Consider the following 15,519-nt stretch of genomic DNA (forward strand, 5'->3'; position numbering starts at 1 on the left):
GCGATGCTGCCAATCTAGGGAACGGCCGCTCACCGGGGCCTTGCGGATGGATGAAAACTTTGTCAGGGAAGGGGCAAGCGTGGCCACTACTCGCCCAAAAAATGCAGGGCCAGTTCGCGCCGGTGCGGGCGGGCGCGGTGCTCGAACAGGTAGAGGCCCTGCCATGTGCCCAGCGCGGGCGCGCCATCCAGCACCGGGATCGACAGGCTGACCCCGGTCAGGGCCGAGCGGATGTGCGCCGGCATGTCGTCCGGCCCCTCGGCGGTGTGGGCGTAGAGCGACGGGTCCTCCGCCACCAGGCGGCGGAAGAAGCGCAGCAGATCGGCCTGCACGTCCGGATCGGCGTTCTCCTGGATGGTCAGCGAGGCCGAGGTGTGGCGGCAGAACACCGTCAGCAGGCCGGTCTCCATCCCCTGCTCCGCGACCCAGCGGCGGACCGGGCCGGTGACCTCGACCAGCCCGGCCCCACGGGTCGGCACGGTCAGCGTGGTGGCGGCCTGTCGCATGACGCTCTCCTTCTCGCTTGGCGGCAGCGGGTATGCGTACCAAATCTGGAGCCGAGAGGGAGGATCGTCCATGGAATTGACCGGCACCCACAGCGTTCCGGGATCGCGCGACCGCGTCTTCGCCGCCTTGTGCGACCCGGAGATCCTGCTGCGCTGCATCCCCGTGCTGGAGGAGATCGACCGGCTGTCGCCCACCGACTACGCGGCGCGGGTGCGCGCCTCGGTCGGGCCGCTGAAGGCGCGCTTCGCCGGCCGCCTGACCCTGGAACCGGAGGACGCGCCGCGCCATTACCGTCTGCTCGCCCAGGGCAGCGGCGGGCTGGCCGGCGCGGTGAAGGGCGAGGCGCGGGTGACGCTGGAGGAAGCGGACGGCCGCACCCATCTGACCTACCGCCTGTCGGTGGCGCTGGGCGGCGCGGTCGGTCGGCTGGCGGCCGGGCTGGTCCAGGGCAAGACCGACCGGGTGATCGCCGCCTTCTTCGACCGCTTCGCCATCGAGATCGGTGAGAGCGCCGAGCCGCGTGACGAAATGCCGCAGTCCGGATGAGGGCCGAGCGTCTTTCGCACATGCAGCATGCTGAGTCACGATGCGGGAGCGACGACCTCCCCCCGTGACGGAGCGCAAGCCATGGCCGACCCTGCCGGGGTTCCCGCCCCTCTCGACGCCGTTGCCGATCCGGCCCCCCTTGCCGACGATCCCGCGCTCGACCGAATGATCTTCGGGCGCATCCTCGATCTGGCGGCCAACGACCCGCTGCGCAGCCTGCCCCAGGCTCTGGCCCTGACGAAGAAAGAGCTGGCAACGCTGGCCGCCCGCCACGCCCCCGGCCACGCGCCGGCCGTCGCGGCGCTGCCGGACGCCGCCGCCGACACCGGGGAGGAGGCCATCGAGGAGGCGGATCTCCGCGCCTACATCGCCGAGCACGGCGCGCGCGGGTCGACGGAGGAGCGCTGGCTCGCCGCCGTCCTGGCCCGGCGGTCGCTGGAGCCGAACCATCTCTGGCAGGACATGGGCTTCCACGACCGGGGGGAGCTGAACGCCATGTTCCGGCGGCATTTCCCTGCGCTGGTCGCGCAGAACGCCAACGACATGAAATGGAAGAAGTTCTTCTACCGCCAGCTCTGCGAGCGCGAGGGGATGATGCTGTGCAAATCCCCCAACTGCGACGTGTGCGAGGACGTGACGCTCTGCTTCGAGGAGGAGTCCGGCGATCCGCTGAACGCGCTGGCCCGGCTGGCCAACGGGAAGGCGGCGTGAGGCGTCAGCGCGGCTGGGCGCCCAGATCCTCGAAGGTCAGGCCCTTGTCGCCGCTGGTGAAGCGGCCCTTGCCGTTGACCGTCATCGGCGGCTGGCCGGGCTGGGGCACGAAGGTTGCCGCGTAGTAGCAATCGAACTGGCCGCTCTTGCCGGTCTTCTTCGCGGCGTCGACGCAGCCCTGCTTGCGGAAGACGTCGAAGGCCTGGAAGCCGCCCTGCCCCTGGCGCTCCAGCGCGCGGCGGGTGTGGGTTTCCACCAGCCGGCGCATGTCGGCCTCCGACGGCTCGCCCGAGCAGCCGGCCAGAAGGGGCAGCAGGCCGAGGACCGCGAGCGCGCGCTTCATCGCCCGCGCGTCACCGGCCGCCGAGCAGGCGGTCCACCCGTTCCTTCAGCGCGGCGAAGGAGGGCGGCTTGACGACGAAGCCGTTCACCCCCAGCGCCATCGCCTGCTTCACGATTTCCGATTCGGTGTGGTTGGTCAGGAAGACCACCGGCGCGCGCGGGTTCGCCGCCTCGGCGCTGGAGCGCAATTGCTCCAGGAATTGCAGGCCGGAGACCGGCTTCATGTCGATGTCGCAGACGATCAGGTCGGGGTTGGTACGGATGCATTCCCGCATGCCGGTCTCACCGTTGTCCGCCTCGGCGATCTCCTGGAAACCGATCTGCATCATGATCTGCATGATGGTCCGGCGGACGAAGGGCTGGTCCTCGATCACGAGGATCCGGTACCGCGCGTAATCGACCGGCTGCTTGTCCATCGTCGCTCCCCGTTTCGGCTGTCAGGACTTCTTCGTGTCCACCGACGCCAACCACTGATACTGGTTGGCGCGGCGACGAGCAACCGTCACCGGATTGCAACCACATGGAATGTGTGTTGGGTTTAAGGAGGAACGGCGGCGCGGGTCCGCCGCCTTCTCTCCCCTACGCCGCGACGTCCACCGGCGTCATCCCCTTGGTCGCCGCTTCCACGGCGCGGGCGAACTCCGCCGGCACGTCGCCGTTCTGGCCGAAGGCGAGGTGGACGCGGTTGTGCTCCACCGCCTTGACCAGGGCCGGGGTCTCGGCGCCGAAACGGTCGAGCCGCAAGTGCCCCGGAAGCCCGCCCGACAGCAGGCCCTCGGCCCCGGCGATCGGGTCGATCGACGCGCCGCCCAGCGACAGGTTGCGAACGGTGACGGCGTGGCGGGCGCCGCCGACGGTCAGCGTCCCGGACTCCTCCACACGGAAGCGCGGCTTGCGGCGGCGGTCGGCGTCGCTGGTCGAGGTGCGGACGACGCGCACCAGCACCTGGCGCAGGTTCTCGATGGCGCGGGCGACCTCGACGGAGCCGAGCTTCACGTCGCCGGCCTGCTCGCCGGTGTGGTCGGCCTCCTCGGAGACGGCGGCGATGCGGCGCGAGACCTCCTGCGCGGCGGTCGAGGTCTCGACCACGTTGCGGCTGATCTCCTGGGTGGCGGCGGTCTGCTCCTCCATCGCGGCGGCGATGGAGCCGGAGATGTGATCGATCTCGGCGATGGTGACGCCGATCTCCTCGACCGCCGCGACCGCCTTGGCGGTCACCTCCTGGATGGCGGCGATCTGGCGGGTGATCTCCTCGGTCGAGGCCGCCGTCTGGTTGGCGAGGTTCTTGACCTCGCTCGCCACCACGGCGAAGCCTTTTCCAGCTTCGCCCGCGCGGGCCGCCTCGATGGTGGCGTTGAGCGCCAGCAGGTTGGTCTGGCCGGCGATGGACTGGATCAGGTTGACCACCTCGCCCACCTTGGCGACGGTCTCCGACAGCGAGCGGATGGTAAGCTGGGTGTGCTCGCCGCTTTCCACCGCCCGGCGGGTGACCGCGCTGGAATGGGCGACCTGCGCGGAGATCTCGCGGATCGACGCCGCCAGCTCCTCGCTGGCCGCCGCGACGGTCTGGGCGTTGGCCAGCGCGATCTCCGCCGCCGACGACACGGTCTGGGCGTTGGTGCTGACCCGCTCGGCGGCGCCGGCCATGCCCTCGGCGTCGCTCGCCATGGTGCCGGTGCGGCTGGCGACCTCCTCCACGGCGCGACCGGCCTCGCGTTCCACGGTGGAGGCCATGTTCTCGAGCGCGCTGCGGCGTTCCTCGTCGGCGTGGCGGGCGCGCTCGGCGCGCTCCTGCACGGCGTAGCCGAGCCGGGCCTTCAAGCCGCGCAGTTGGGCGGTCAGCGGCTGGAACTCGGCCGCCGCCGGCAATTCGATGATGTGGGTCTGGTCGTTGCGGGCGATGGCGTCGAAATCGACGCTGAAACGGTCGAGCGGCCGGCGCACCGTGCGCAGCAGCGCCAGCCCGCCCAGCAGCGCCAGCAGCAGGATGCCCAGCCCGGCGGCGCCGATGAAGGCCAGCTGCTTGCGGAAGGCGGACGCTGCCCCCTCATACTCCTCCTTCGCCACGCGGAGTTGGAGCGCAAGCAGCTCGCGGTTGGTGGCGTAGGCGGCGTCGAACAGCGGGCGGGCGGTGTCGCGGACCAGCACCTCCAGCCGCAGCGAATCGCCGGCCTTGGCGAGGCCCAGCGCCGGGGTCAGCGCGTCGTTCTGGAAGGCGGCGCGCTGGGCCGCGAAGCGGTCGGCCAGCGCCTTCTCCTCGGGCGTCAGGGCGGTGGCGAGGAACTGCGCCCATTGCCCGTCCATCGCCTTGGCGTCGGCGGCGATGCGGGCCTCGCGCGTGTCGGTCACCTTGCGGTCGGCACCGTCGCGGGCGTCGAGCACCAGGGTCTGGAGCGTCTGCACCTGGTCGCGCAGGTGGTCGAGGATGTCACCGATCTGCACCGCCGGAACCGTGCGGTCCTCGTAGACCGTCTTCAGCGAGGCGTTGGAGTCGGCCATGCCGCCGAGCGTCACGCCGCCGACCGCCATCACCGCGACGACCATCGCGGCGAAGACGACCGACAGCCGCCCGGTGACGCTGGCCGACCAGCGTCGCAGGCCCGCGACCGCGCCCAGCCGGACCGCCTGCCCGTTGCGCACCGCCAGATGCGGCGCGCGGCCCTCGCGGATGTCGGCGTAGAGCGCCTCCGCCCCGGCGATCTGCGCGCGCGACGGCTTGGTGCGGATGGAGATGTAGCCGGTGACCTGCCCGTTCTCGACCACCGGCGTGACGTTGGCCCGCACCCAATAGAAGTCGCCGGTCTTGGTCCGGTTCTTTACCAGCCCTTCCCACGGGCGTCCGTCCTTCACCGTCGCCCACAGGTCGGCGAAGGCCGCCTTGGGCATGTGCGGGTGGCGGATCAGGTTGTGCGGCGACCCGATCAGCTCCGGTTCCGCAAAGCCGCTGATGTCGATGAACGCCTTGTTGACGAAGGTGATGCGGCCGCCCGTGTCGGTGCGCGAGACCAGCAGGACGCCGTCTTCCATCTCGATTTCGCGGTTGGTGATCGGTTCGTTCAGGCGCATGGGGGCGTCTCGCAGATCGAAGGGGTACGAGCGGCGCAAGCCGGGCGGAAAACGGGCATTGGACAAGCAGTCGTATGCATTTTGGTCAGGGCGGGCGCCGGGTCGCACTGACGTGGATCAAATTTTAGGAAAAGACGCTTCATAATGAGAAATGTGCGCCCGACCGAATATCAGGATATGCGCGGAATTGCGTTTGTCTTCCTCTCCCGCCCCGGGAGAGGGCTTTGTCGCCTCCCCGCACGCGCCCCCAAAGAAAAAGCCCTCCGTCCGGCGAGGACGAAGGGCTTCTTTTGACCGAAACGACCGGAAACCGCCGCAGGGACGGCCCCGTTCAGGACTTCGCCATCAACTGTTCGAGCCAGTGGATGTCGTAGTTCCCGTCGATGAAGGCCTGCTCGGCGATGATGCGCTCGTGCAACGGCAGCGTGGTCTGGATCCCGCCGATGACGTACTCCTCGATGGAGCGGCGCAGGCGCATCAGGCACTCGTTCCGGGTGTTGCCGTGGACGACCAGCTTGGCGATCAGGCTGTCGTAGTGCGGCGGCACGCGGTAGCCGTCGTACAGCGCCGAATCGACGCGCACGCCCAAACCGCCCGGCGCGTGGTAGCCGTCGATCTTGCCCGGCGAGGGCAGGAAGGTCTCCGGGTTCTCGGCGTTCACCCGGCATTCGATGGCGTGGCCCTCGAAGCGGATGTCGGCCTGCCCGTAGCCCAGCGGCGCCCCGGCGGCGACGCGGATCTGCTCGCGCACCAGATCGACGCCGGTGATCATCTCGCTGATCGTGTGCTCGACCTGGAGGCGGGTGTTCATCTCGATGAAGTAGAACTGCCCGTCCTCGAACAGGAACTCCATCGTGCCGACGCCGCGGTAGCCGATGGCCGCCGTGGTCTTGGCCGCCAGCTCGCCGATGAAGCGGCGCTGCTCGGCGTTCAGCGCCGGGCTCGGCGCCTCCTCGATGACCTTCTGGTGGCGGCGCTGGACCGAGCAGTCGCGCTCGCCGAAATGCACGCAGTTGCCGTGGCTGTCGGCCAGAAGCTGGATCTCGATGTGGCGGGGCCGCCCGAGATACTTCTCCAGATAGACCTCGTCGTTGCCGAAGGCGGCGCGCGCCTCGGCACGGGCGAACTGGTAGGCCTCCTTCAGCTGGTCGGGGTTGCGGGCGACCTTCATGCCCTTGCCGCCGCCACCCGCCGCCGCCTTGATCAGCACCGGGTAGCCGGTGGCGTGGGCGACCGCCTCGGCGTCCTCCAGCGTCGTCACCGGACCGTCGGAGCCGGGCACCACCGGCAGCCCCTGCTCCATCACGGTCTTCTTGGCCGTCACCTTGTCGCCCATGATCCGGATGTGCTCCGGGGTGGGGCCGATGAAGGTGAAGCCGTGCTCCTCCACCATCTCGGCGAAGGTGGCGTTCTCCGAGAGGAAGCCGATGCCGGGATGGATGGCGTCGGCGTTGGTGATCGACGCCGCCGACAGGATCGCCGGGATGTTGAGGTAGCTCTCGCGGGCGGACGCCGGACCGATGCAGACGCTCTCGTCCGCGAGGCGGACGTGCATGGCGTCGGCGTCGGCGGTGGAGTGCACCGCGACGGTCTGGATCCCCATTTCGCGGCAGGCGCGGTGGATGCGGAGCGCAATCTCACCACGGTTCGCGATCAGGATCTTTTCGAACATGGCCAAGGGTTTGCCCCGTTCACTCGATGATGAGAAGAACTTCGCCGAACTCGACCGGCTGGGCGTCGGAGATCAGGATCTCGGTCACGGTGCCGCTGCGCGGCGCCTTGATCGGGTTCATGACCTTCATCGCCTCGATGATCAGCACGGTCTGCCCGGCCTTGACGGCGTCGCCGGGTCGCACGAAGGGCGTGCCGCCCGGTTCCGCCGCCAGATAGCCGGTGCCGACCATCGGCGAGGTCAGGGCGCCCGGATGGTTGACCGGCCGGCCGGCCGGGGCCGCCGCGGCGACCGGGGCCGGAGCGGCGGCGGCGACCGGGGCCGCGTGGACCGCGAGCGCCTGCGGCGCCGTGGGGCGGGTGACGCGGATGCGCTTCTCGCCCTCGGCGAATTCGATCTCGCTCAAGCCCGTCTCACTCAGGAGTTCCGCCAGCTTGCGGACCAGATCGCCGTCGATGTCGAAGCTCGCCATGATGTCAGTCGTTCCCGTTTCCTTAATCGCGCCCGGTGACTCAGTCGCGGCCGATGATGGTCGCGACGGCGTCGAGCGCCAGTAGATAGCCGTGCGGCCCGAACCCGCAGATCATGCCCGTCGCCACCGGCGAGATGTGGGAATGATGACGGATCGGCTCGCGCTTGAAGATGTTGGACAGGTGAACCTCGACGACCGGCAGCTCCGACAGGATCAGGGCGTCCATGATCGCGACCGAGGTGTGGGTGTAGGCGCCGGCGTTGATGACGATGCCGTCGTTCTCCGTCCGGGCCTGCTGGATCCAGGAGACCAGCTCGCCCTCGTGGTTCGACTGCCGGAAGTCGACGGTCAGGCCGAGCCGCTCCGCCCGCTCGTGGCAGGCGGCCTCCAGTTCGTCGATCGTCGTCGAACCGTAGATTTGCGGTTCGCGCACTCCCAGCATGTTCAGATTGGGTCCGTTCAGGACCAGAATCGACGCGTCGATGGCCACGCCCCGCGCCCCTTTTCCAAGATCGAAACCGCGCGTTTATAGCATGACGCACCGTCCTGTCCATGGCGACGGGGTCCGGGCCGCCGGAAATCCTCTCAACGCGGCGTTTTGGGCGGCGCAATCGCGGTGTGACGCGCCACCGTCTCGTCGTACGCGCCGCTCTCCTTCAGGTTTTTCAGCCCTGCGTTGAACGCGTCGATGACTCCGGTGGCGCCGGGGGTGCCGCGGCCGACGATCAGGTGTTCGGTCACCACGGCGTAGGGCTTTTCGGCGGCGCGGACGCTGTCCTGCGCCTCGGCCTGCGCCACGGCGGCGTTGCCGGCGTGCTCGTTGATGACGAAGGCGTCGGCCCGCCCCAGCGCCACCATCCGCACGCAGGCGCTCAAGCTCGACGGCGTCTCGCGCGTCAGCGCGCCCTGGCGGAACAGCGCGTCCAGCTCGGCCGGCAGGGCGTAGCCGCCGGGCGCGCAGACCACCCGTCCCCGGAAATCGGCCGGGCCGTTGAACGCCATGCGCGGCTTGGCGGACAGGTAGACGAGCTGGCGCATGGTGATCACCGGCTCGGAGAACAGCGCGTCGCGCTCCCGCTCCGGGGTGCGGACATAGGGGAAGGTCGCCAGGAAGCGCCCCGACACCACCCCGTCGTAGCCGCGCCGCCACGGGATGAAGCGCAGCTCGTGGGTCTGCCCGACCGCCGCGAAGGCGCGCTGGACCAGTTCGGTGATCAGCCCGCCGTTGGGCAGGTCGTCGCCGGTGAAGGGCGCGAAGTCGGTGCCGGTCACCAGATCCAGCTTGGCGCCGGTCCGCCGGCCCTCGTCGGCGCGGTCGGACTTGTCCGCCGGCTCGGGCTTGTCCGCCTTGTCGGGCGCGTCCGCCCCCTGTTCCGGCCCAGCCTGAGCCGAGGCCGGGTGGATCGGGAAGGCCGCCAGCCCGGCGGCCAGCCACAGGGCACAGAGGGCGCCCGTCCAGCGCCGCGTCGGACCGAAGTCGTGAAGATGGGTCACAGCGGCGCCCCCTCCCCGGCCTTCCGCCGACCGGCGGGATCGGTGTAGAGGTCGTTGATCCGCTGGACATGCTCGGCCAGGGACTCGCGGATCCCGAAGATCTTGCGCTTGGCCCGCGCGCTCCAGCCCGAGGGGTTCTTGGCAAAAACGCTGCGGAAGAAGCGCGTGTTCTTCAGGAAGCCGTGGCGCAGGTTCAGCTCCACGTCGCCGAAGCGCTCGGGCAGCGCCGCCGCGACCCGGCGGGCCAGCACGCCGCGCAGCCAGAAATGCCCGGCCAGGAACAGCCCGCCGAACACGGCGACCACTCCCGCCAGCCCCATCGGCACCACGCCGAACAGCGGCGGCGACAGGAGCAGCCCGCCGACGAAGGTCAGGACCCCGTCGGCGACGATCTGCCCGATCCCGACGAACAGCAGCAGAAGCAGCGCCGCCAGCACCCCGTCGCCGATCAGGACCAGACGGCGCCAGCGGGCCATCGCCTCGCGCAGCTTGGGCACCACCTCGCCCTCCAGCTCCTTCACGAGGCTGTCGATGGAGCCGACGACGCGATAGGCGCGCGCGACCTCGACCTCGTTGATGCGGGTGTGGATCTCGGCGAGGTCGGCGTCGCGCCGCGCCTCGTAACGGGCGCGGCGGGCGTCGTCCTCGATGGCGACGGCGGATTTCGAATCGTAGATGGCGTAGAAGCGGCCCGACACCAGACCGGCCTGGGCGATGGCGCGCTGCCAGGCGCCGAACACCGCCTCCAGATTGTCCTCCTTGGCAGTGGTGTCGACCTGGTTCAGGATGTAGCAGACCTTGCGCGCGTCGGCCCGGTTCACCGTCTTGGCGACCAGATGGCGCAGCGTGTCCTGCATCGCGCCCGGCTCCGGGTGGCGGCCGTCGAAGAAGACCAGCACCAGATCCGACAGCTCGACGATATGGTCGACCAGACGCAGCACAGAGCGGCGCTGGTCGTCGGCGTCGAAGCCCGGCGAGTCGATGAAGATCTTGCCCTTGGCGCGCGGTCCGCTCAGCGTCTTCAATTGGAGGTAATTGTCGATGCGCTTGCCCTCGCCGGCCGACACCTTCTCGATCTCGTCGGAGATGCGGTAGAAGGGAAAGCGCGGGTCGGCGTTCAGCGCGGTGCCGGGCAGCGCCTCCTTGCGGGATTGCGGGCCGTGGCAGATCACGGTGAACTTGTCGTCCACCGCCTGGTTGCCGGTGCTCTGCAGCGGCTCGCCGAGATAGCCGTTGAGAAAGGTCGACTTGCCGGCCGAGAAGGTGCCGAGCACCGCCACCATCGGCCACCACGGAATCCGCGTGGTCAGCGATTCGTAGGGGCCGATCAGGCCCAGCCCGGCCAAGAGCCGGTCGAAGGCGCGGAAGGTCGGAAGAACCGGCAGCAGGTTCGGGTTTTCCGCGCGCAGATGCGCGTCCAAAGCCGCAAGACGCTGCTGAAGGGCTTGCCTGGGGGTCATGGCCGAGGATGGTCCCACATGGTTCGGCGAAGAAACGTCACGCCTTCTCTAGCACGGTGGGCGCGGCCCCTGACCAGGAAATCGCGCCCCCGCCCCCGTGGCCGGGAGCAAACGCCACGCGCGCGCGTTTGAGGCGTCATGGGCAAGCACAAGGAACCGCCGGAACCCGACGCCGACGTCGCCGTCCCCGAGGACGCGCGGCTGACCGCCGACGAGCTGGCCTTCCTGCTGCGCGATCCGGCCGACCAAGCCCGCAAGGCCGAGCGCGCCGTCCGCGCCAACCAGGCCCGCACCGAACGCCGCCAGGACGACCCCGCCTACGCCGAGCGCCTGCGCATCGCCGACCGCGAACGCCAGCGCCGCCGCCGCGCGCGCGCCGCCATCGGGCGGGACGAGGTGCCGGAGGCGGCTCCCGCCGCCCTGCCCGACCTGAGCACGGAGGCGGCGGCGGAGCGGCTGTCCAAGCATCTCGACCGCAGCGCGTCGCCGCAGGCCGCCCAGCTGCGGGGCCGCCCGGACCGCATCCAGGGCTACGCCGAGGCGTTCACCGTTTACCGGACGCTGGCCGAGGACGGCGCGCGCCCGACGCGGGGCGCCATGGCCGCCATGCTGAAATCCCGCTTCGGCCGCAGCCTGACGCCCTCGCAGATCCAGAAGCTGCGCGACCACATCGAGGGCTTCGCGGTGGCTGGCGGCCCATGGCACGCGGGGCGGCCGGCGGGGCGACGGCCGGGCGATACAGTGAGTCACGCACCCGCCCCGAATCGTGGCTGATCCCCCTCGCCGGACGGCGTTCAGACCCCCCCAATCATGGTTAATAATACATTAATGATGCGCGGACGGACGAATCGGCCCGCCGGAGCCGCAGCAAAAGCCGCGTGACGCGGTGTATCGGCCTTAACCCATGATGAAAATTTCTGGGCATCGGTTCGAATATTTGCTTCGACCTTGACGTTTCTAAGTCTCGCAAGGCTTTCAAGAGAAACAATCCGAACTCGGCCACATGGTGGTAGGCGACCCGAAAAATTCAAAATTGTAACAATTCGCACCGGAAGATATCGAAGCAATGACCATGCGCGGCATAGCCGATCCAGGGATCATGCATCGCATACAAATCAAAATTCACGCCAGAATAATTCAATTCTGTAATGCGATTACGACCACCGAATGTTGCTCTCTCGCCCCAGACCTATCGGAATATGACCAGGAATGCTGAATACTCGTGAGTTTCCTCTTGAAAGCCACCAAAGGACGTGCAAACAATCCTTCCGTCCTTGCAAAGAGCTGGTGACTGTTTCAAAGCATTGGAGACCTAGGGAAATGAATGGCCCGACGGCGCGCAAGAGAGGGCGACGCGGATCGCCGGAATCCTGGTCCGTGGACGCCCACGTGGGGCAGCGGGTGCGGATGCGACGCACGCTGCTGGGGATGAGCCAGGAAAAGCTGGGCGAGGCGATCGGCCTGACGTTCCAGCAGGTCCAGAAATACGAACGCGGCTCCAACCGGATTTCCGCCGGCACGCTCTACCGGCTCGGCCAGGTCCTGGACGTTCCGGTCAGCTTCTTCTTCGATGCCTACGACGACGACGCCACGTCGCACCGGAACGCGCGCACGGACGATTCCGCGCCGTCGACCGACAGCCAGATCAGCCGGCGCGAAGCGCGGTTGCTGCGCTTGTGGCGCGCCGCGCCGACCCATGTCTCGGACGAATTGCTGTTGCTGTTGTCCTCGCTGTCCCCCAACCTGGATGAGCCGACGGACGGTCCCGGGGAGGCGGCGGCGGACGAGGACCAGAACGACCCGTCCGAAACGGACGGCAGTGGCGACGACGCCGTCGCGCCGCCGGCATCCCTGGAGGGGGCCGGTCGCTCATCGCGGCACAACCGCGCCAAGCCGGCGGCAATGGATGGGGGCAACGGCAAGCCCCGACGTCGCCACGGGGCCGTCTGGGATCCGACCGACATCGTCCGCGCCTCGAAGAACACCCCGCGCGAGGGATAAGGCGCGGGTCCGGCCGGGCCGCAAACGAGCCGGGCGCCACCGATGGCGCCAACGACAAAAGGGGACCGGCCCCGCCTCAAAGCGTCAAAAAGCTCACGGCGTCAAAGCGGACCGGCGATCACCAGCTCCGCACCGGCCCCACGTCCAGATGCACGAAGCCGCTGCGCGGGTAGAACCCGACGCCGCCGCCGTGCATGCCCTTCGCCGTCTCGGAGATGGCGCGCAGTTGCGTGTCGGGCAGGCGGATGTCGATGGCCATGCCGCGCGTGTGATAGCTTTCCTTGGCGACCCCGCGCGAGCGGCGGCGCGCCATCGCGTTGGTGCGGCGCGAACGGAACCCGCAGATCACCTCGAAAGGATCCTCGGAATCCAGCGTCTGGTGGACGCGCGCCAGAAGGTCGAAGAGGCGCGGATCGTAGCGGCAGACCTGCTTGGCGCGGTGGTCGCGCAGCAGAACGTCCAGCTTCTTGAGCGCGTCGGGCTTATAGTTGCCGTCGGCCCAGTAGACCCCGTCGAAGCGTTCGTTGGTGTTGATGTTGTGCAGCGCAAGGCGCCGCACCCCGCCGGCCAGGGGAGCCGCCTCGACCGGTGACGATCCCAGCAGGACCGGAGCCACCGTCGCGACGCTCGTCATCACCGGAACCGTCGCGACCGACAGGGCCGCTGCGGCAAAACCCAGGAACCCGCGCCGCCCCATCACCGGAGCGGCACGCTCGTCATCCCCAAAAAGCATCCCCGAACCTCTTTTTATGCGTCTTTTGGCGAGCCGCAGGCGCTTTGCACCGGCCTGCGGCCGACGGTCTCAACGCCTTTCCGGGTGTTCCTGATGGGCGAAACTTCCCCGGACGGTTATTCGTATAGGGAAGGGTTAGGGCCTCCGCAATCGAAAAATTTTCCAACTGTGTTCGAAATGCATAGGTCCGCATAGGCGATCTGGCAGGAAGGTCACACAAGAGGAAAGATCACGCGAAATTCGCGTTCTACGCCTCGCCATCGCCGCGTGCGATGCATAGATTGAGTGAAACGCTTTGTTTTTAAGGGTTCCGCCCCCGCCCTAGCACCCGGTTGAGAAGGACAGCTCCATGACCGCAGCCGCCCCTGCCCGCAAGACCCGCGCCCTCGCCACCCTTCTGCTGGCGGCCTCGGCCTTCGTGGGATCGGCCGTGGCCTTCCTTCCGGCGGGCGCGGAGGCGGCGCCCTACCGCGACACCTTGACCCAGTGGTCCGACCGCTTGGACACGGTCGCGGCGGAGCTCGACAGCGCGGCGGCCCCGCTGTCGCCGCGAATCGGCAGCGGCACCCTCCTGAAGAAGGGCAGTTCGGGCGAGCGCGTCGGGCGGCTGGCCCAGCGCCTGATCGAACTTGGACTGCTGGCCCCCGAACAGGCGACCGACCAGTTCACCGAGGCGGTGGACGCCGGCGTGCGCGCCTTCCAGGTTTCGCAGCGGATGAAGCCCGATGGGCTGGTCGGCGGCGGCACCCGCGCCGCGCTCGACCGCAGCCCGGCCGACGCCGCGGCGCAGATGCGCCAGACCGCCGCCGCGATGCGCGGCTTCCGCGACACGGCGCCCGACACGGTCGTGCTGGTCAACCTGCCCGACCAGACGACCACCTTCGTCCGCGCCGGGGAGACCGCGCTGCACATGCGCGCCATCGTCGGGCGCCCATCGCGCGAGACTCCGCTGCTGCACGACCAGATCACCCATGTGATCGTCAACCCGACCTGGACCGTTCCGCCGACCGTGATGAAGGAGGACAAGCTCCCCATGCTGCGGTCGCGCGGCACGCCGGGCATCCAGCACGCCGTCGTCTATCTGGACGGGGCGGAGGTCGCGCCCGAGACGGTCGACTGGAACGGCGTCACGCCGGGCCGGGTGCGCATCGTCCAGCAGCCGGGCGACCACAACGCGCTGGGGCGGTTCCGCTTCAACCTGACCAACCCCTACAACATCTACCTGCACGGCACCAACGAGCCGCGCCTGTTCGACCGCGAGGTGCGGACGATCAGCTCGGGCTGCGTGCGGTTGCAGGACGCGCGGCAGATGGCGGAAGCGCTGCTGGCCGACACCACCGTCACCCCGCAGCGGATCGACCGCATGCTCGACAAGCCCGAGCCGCAATGGGTCAAGCTGGCCCGGCCGGTGCCGGTCGAGTTCGTCTATTGGACCGCCACGGTGGAGGAGGACGGCAGCGTCCGCCTGCATCCCGATGTCTACGACCGCGGCGATGAGACCGCCGCCGCTCCGGCGGGGTCGCGGGCGTAAAATCCTCGTCCGGCCTCGGCCGGACCTCTCGAAGCCGCATGTCCGGAAAGGTGTCCCTTTCCAGCCACGCGGCTTTCGTCGTTTCAAGTCACGGCGTTGCCATTGCCAGCCGCGAGCGGCCGTGGTCAGCGCTTCCGCTCCTTGTAGTCCTTCAGCCGCCGCTCCGCCGCCTCGAAGGCGTCGCGCACCGAGGTCAGGGCGTCGGGGCTGGCGTGGCGCTCCCTGGCGTGGTGGGGCGGGCGGCTGACCACCAGTTCGTCGCCCGGCACCCTCATCTCGATGTGAACGTCGTAGAGGTTGCCGGTGCGGTGCTGGCGATGCTGGCTTTCCACCGCCACCCGCAGGCCGACCATGCGGTCGTACAGGCGCTCCAGCTTTTCCGCGCGCTCGCGGATGCAGCTCTCCACATCCGGCAGGGGAGTCATGTTGTGGAAGGTGATTTCCAGATTCGTGTCCATGGGGGCTCCTCGGCCTGAGGACGATCAGGCGCCGCGACGCCCACGGCGACCGCCACGAGCCGGCGGCGTCGAGGGAGCGGTGGCTTCGGCCGGTTCCGGCCATGGTTCCTCGGAAGCGCCGGGAACGTGGAAATCCTCGCCCTGGTCGGCAAGGCCGGGCTGCTCGCCCTGGTTCGCCATGGCCAGCGCCGGCTCCACCGGTTCGGTGTGTTCCGCGACGTCGTCGGGACCGTGCGACGGGTTGGGCTTCAGCGTGGCGGCGTAGTTGTCCTCGACGGCGATCTCCTCGCTCGCCAAGCCCCAATGGGCGTCTTCCCGACCCTCGGGGCGGCCTTCCCGCTCCCAGATCGCGTGGGCACGCTGGCGGATGCGCTCGTTCAAAGCCTCGAAATCAATGGCCATTCGGCTCGTCTCCTCCGCTGCGGCTGTGTGGGCGGCGGGGATGCCCCCGCCTCGTCCGCTCAACCGCCGTGGCAAGGCTTGGTTCCCTCGGCCCCCGTTATCGGCCACAGACTTCACCCGCGCC

Annotated in this window: 16 protein-coding genes and 1 pseudogene; 5 read left to right on the plus strand and 12 right to left on the minus strand. The window is 69.0% G+C overall.

Annotated elements, in window-relative coordinates; all coding sequences use genetic code 11:
• Window positions 1-86 precede the first annotated feature (86 nt).
• On the minus strand, window positions 87-506 hold the full coding sequence (locus EJ913_RS06795) for a secondary thiamine-phosphate synthase enzyme YjbQ (protein WP_126996110.1): 420 nt from the start codon (window positions 504-506) through the stop codon (window positions 87-89).
• Window positions 507-576: 70 nt separating this feature from the next.
• On the opposite strand from EJ913_RS06795, the gene EJ913_RS06800 reads away from it, so the two are divergent.
• The gene (locus EJ913_RS06800) at window positions 577-1,053 is read left to right on the plus strand and encodes an SRPBCC family protein (protein WP_126996112.1); all 477 of its coding nucleotides are present in this window, start codon (window positions 577-579) and stop codon (window positions 1,051-1,053) included.
• Between the two features lie 81 nt (window positions 1,054-1,134).
• The gene (locus tag EJ913_RS06805; protein ID WP_126996114.1) at window positions 1,135-1,764 is read left to right on the plus strand and encodes a nitrogen fixation protein NifQ; all 630 of its coding nucleotides are present in this window, start codon (window positions 1,135-1,137) and stop codon (window positions 1,762-1,764) included.
• 4 nt (window positions 1,765-1,768) lie between these two features.
• Here the strand turns inward: EJ913_RS06805 and EJ913_RS06810 are convergent, their stop codons facing one another.
• The 8 genes from EJ913_RS06810 to EJ913_RS06845 form a co-directional block, all read right to left on the minus strand.
• Entirely contained in the window at window positions 1,769-2,107 is a 339-nt protein-coding gene (locus EJ913_RS06810) for a hypothetical protein (RefSeq protein WP_126996116.1), read from the minus strand.
• Window positions 2,108-2,117: 10 nt separating this feature from the next.
• Window positions 2,118-2,522: a response regulator gene (locus tag EJ913_RS06815; RefSeq protein WP_126996118.1), complete on the minus strand. Its 405-nt coding sequence runs from the start codon at window positions 2,520-2,522 to the stop codon at window positions 2,118-2,120.
• A gap of 163 nt (window positions 2,523-2,685) precedes the next feature.
• Window positions 2,686-5,172, minus strand: coding sequence for a methyl-accepting chemotaxis protein (locus EJ913_RS06820; protein WP_126996120.1), 2,487 nt, complete (start codon window positions 5,170-5,172; stop codon window positions 2,686-2,688).
• Between the two features lie 331 nt (window positions 5,173-5,503).
• Window positions 5,504-6,844: an acetyl-CoA carboxylase biotin carboxylase subunit gene (accC, locus tag EJ913_RS06825; protein ID WP_126996541.1), complete on the minus strand. Its 1,341-nt coding sequence runs from the start codon at window positions 6,842-6,844 to the stop codon at window positions 5,504-5,506.
• A gap of 19 nt (window positions 6,845-6,863) precedes the next feature.
• The gene (gene accB, locus EJ913_RS06830) at window positions 6,864-7,316 is read right to left on the minus strand and encodes an acetyl-CoA carboxylase biotin carboxyl carrier protein (RefSeq protein ID WP_126996122.1); all 453 of its coding nucleotides are present in this window, start codon (window positions 7,314-7,316) and stop codon (window positions 6,864-6,866) included.
• 40 nt (window positions 7,317-7,356) lie between these two features.
• Window positions 7,357-7,806: a type II 3-dehydroquinate dehydratase gene (gene aroQ, locus EJ913_RS06835; protein ID WP_126996124.1), complete on the minus strand. Its 450-nt coding sequence runs from the start codon at window positions 7,804-7,806 to the stop codon at window positions 7,357-7,359.
• 95 nt (window positions 7,807-7,901) lie between these two features.
• Complete coding sequence (locus EJ913_RS06840) at window positions 7,902-8,810, minus strand: substrate-binding periplasmic protein (RefSeq protein ID WP_244939274.1); 909 nt, start codon at window positions 8,808-8,810, stop codon at window positions 7,902-7,904.
• The gene (locus EJ913_RS06845) at window positions 8,807-10,270 is read right to left on the minus strand and encodes a dynamin family protein (protein WP_126996126.1); all 1,464 of its coding nucleotides are present in this window, start codon (window positions 10,268-10,270) and stop codon (window positions 8,807-8,809) included. Before EJ913_RS06845 ends, EJ913_RS06840 begins: the two co-directional genes overlap by 4 nt.
• Before the next feature lie 138 nt (window positions 10,271-10,408).
• Between EJ913_RS06845 and EJ913_RS06850 the strand changes: the two genes are divergently transcribed.
• A complete protein-coding gene (locus EJ913_RS06850) occupies window positions 10,409-11,044 on the plus strand; it encodes a hypothetical protein (RefSeq protein ID WP_185909702.1) in 636 nt (211 codons plus the stop codon).
• 546 nt (window positions 11,045-11,590) lie between these two features.
• A pseudogene (locus EJ913_RS06855) lies at window positions 11,591-11,846 on the plus strand (helix-turn-helix domain-containing protein); the annotation flags it as partial.
• Window positions 11,847-12,389: 543 nt separating this feature from the next.
• On the opposite strand, the gene mepK reads toward EJ913_RS06855, so the two are convergent.
• Window positions 12,390-13,004 carry a peptidoglycan L,D-endopeptidase MepK gene (gene mepK, locus EJ913_RS06860; RefSeq protein WP_126996128.1) on the minus strand — a complete coding sequence of 205 codons (615 nt, stop codon included), beginning with the start codon at window positions 13,002-13,004 and terminating at the stop codon, window positions 12,390-12,392.
• Window positions 13,005-13,353: 349 nt separating this feature from the next.
• Here mepK and EJ913_RS06865 point away from each other — a divergent pair, with 349 nt between their 5' ends.
• A complete protein-coding gene (locus EJ913_RS06865) occupies window positions 13,354-14,535 on the plus strand; it encodes a L,D-transpeptidase family protein (RefSeq protein WP_126996131.1) in 1,182 nt (393 codons plus the stop codon).
• 125 nt (window positions 14,536-14,660) lie between these two features.
• Here the strand turns inward: EJ913_RS06865 and EJ913_RS06870 are convergent, their stop codons facing one another.
• Window positions 14,661-14,993 (minus strand): HPF/RaiA family ribosome-associated protein, encoded by a 333-nt coding sequence (locus EJ913_RS06870; protein ID WP_126996133.1) that lies wholly within the window; start codon window positions 14,991-14,993, stop codon window positions 14,661-14,663.
• A gap of 24 nt (window positions 14,994-15,017) precedes the next feature.
• Entirely contained in the window at window positions 15,018-15,395 is a 378-nt protein-coding gene (locus tag EJ913_RS06875; protein WP_126996135.1) for a DUF2934 domain-containing protein, read from the minus strand.
• Window positions 15,396-15,519 lie beyond the last annotated feature (124 nt).

Origin of the sequence: Azospirillum doebereinerae (assembly GCF_003989665.1) — a bacterium.
GTDB classification, from domain to species: domain Bacteria; phylum Pseudomonadota; class Alphaproteobacteria; order Azospirillales; family Azospirillaceae; genus Azospirillum; species Azospirillum doebereinerae.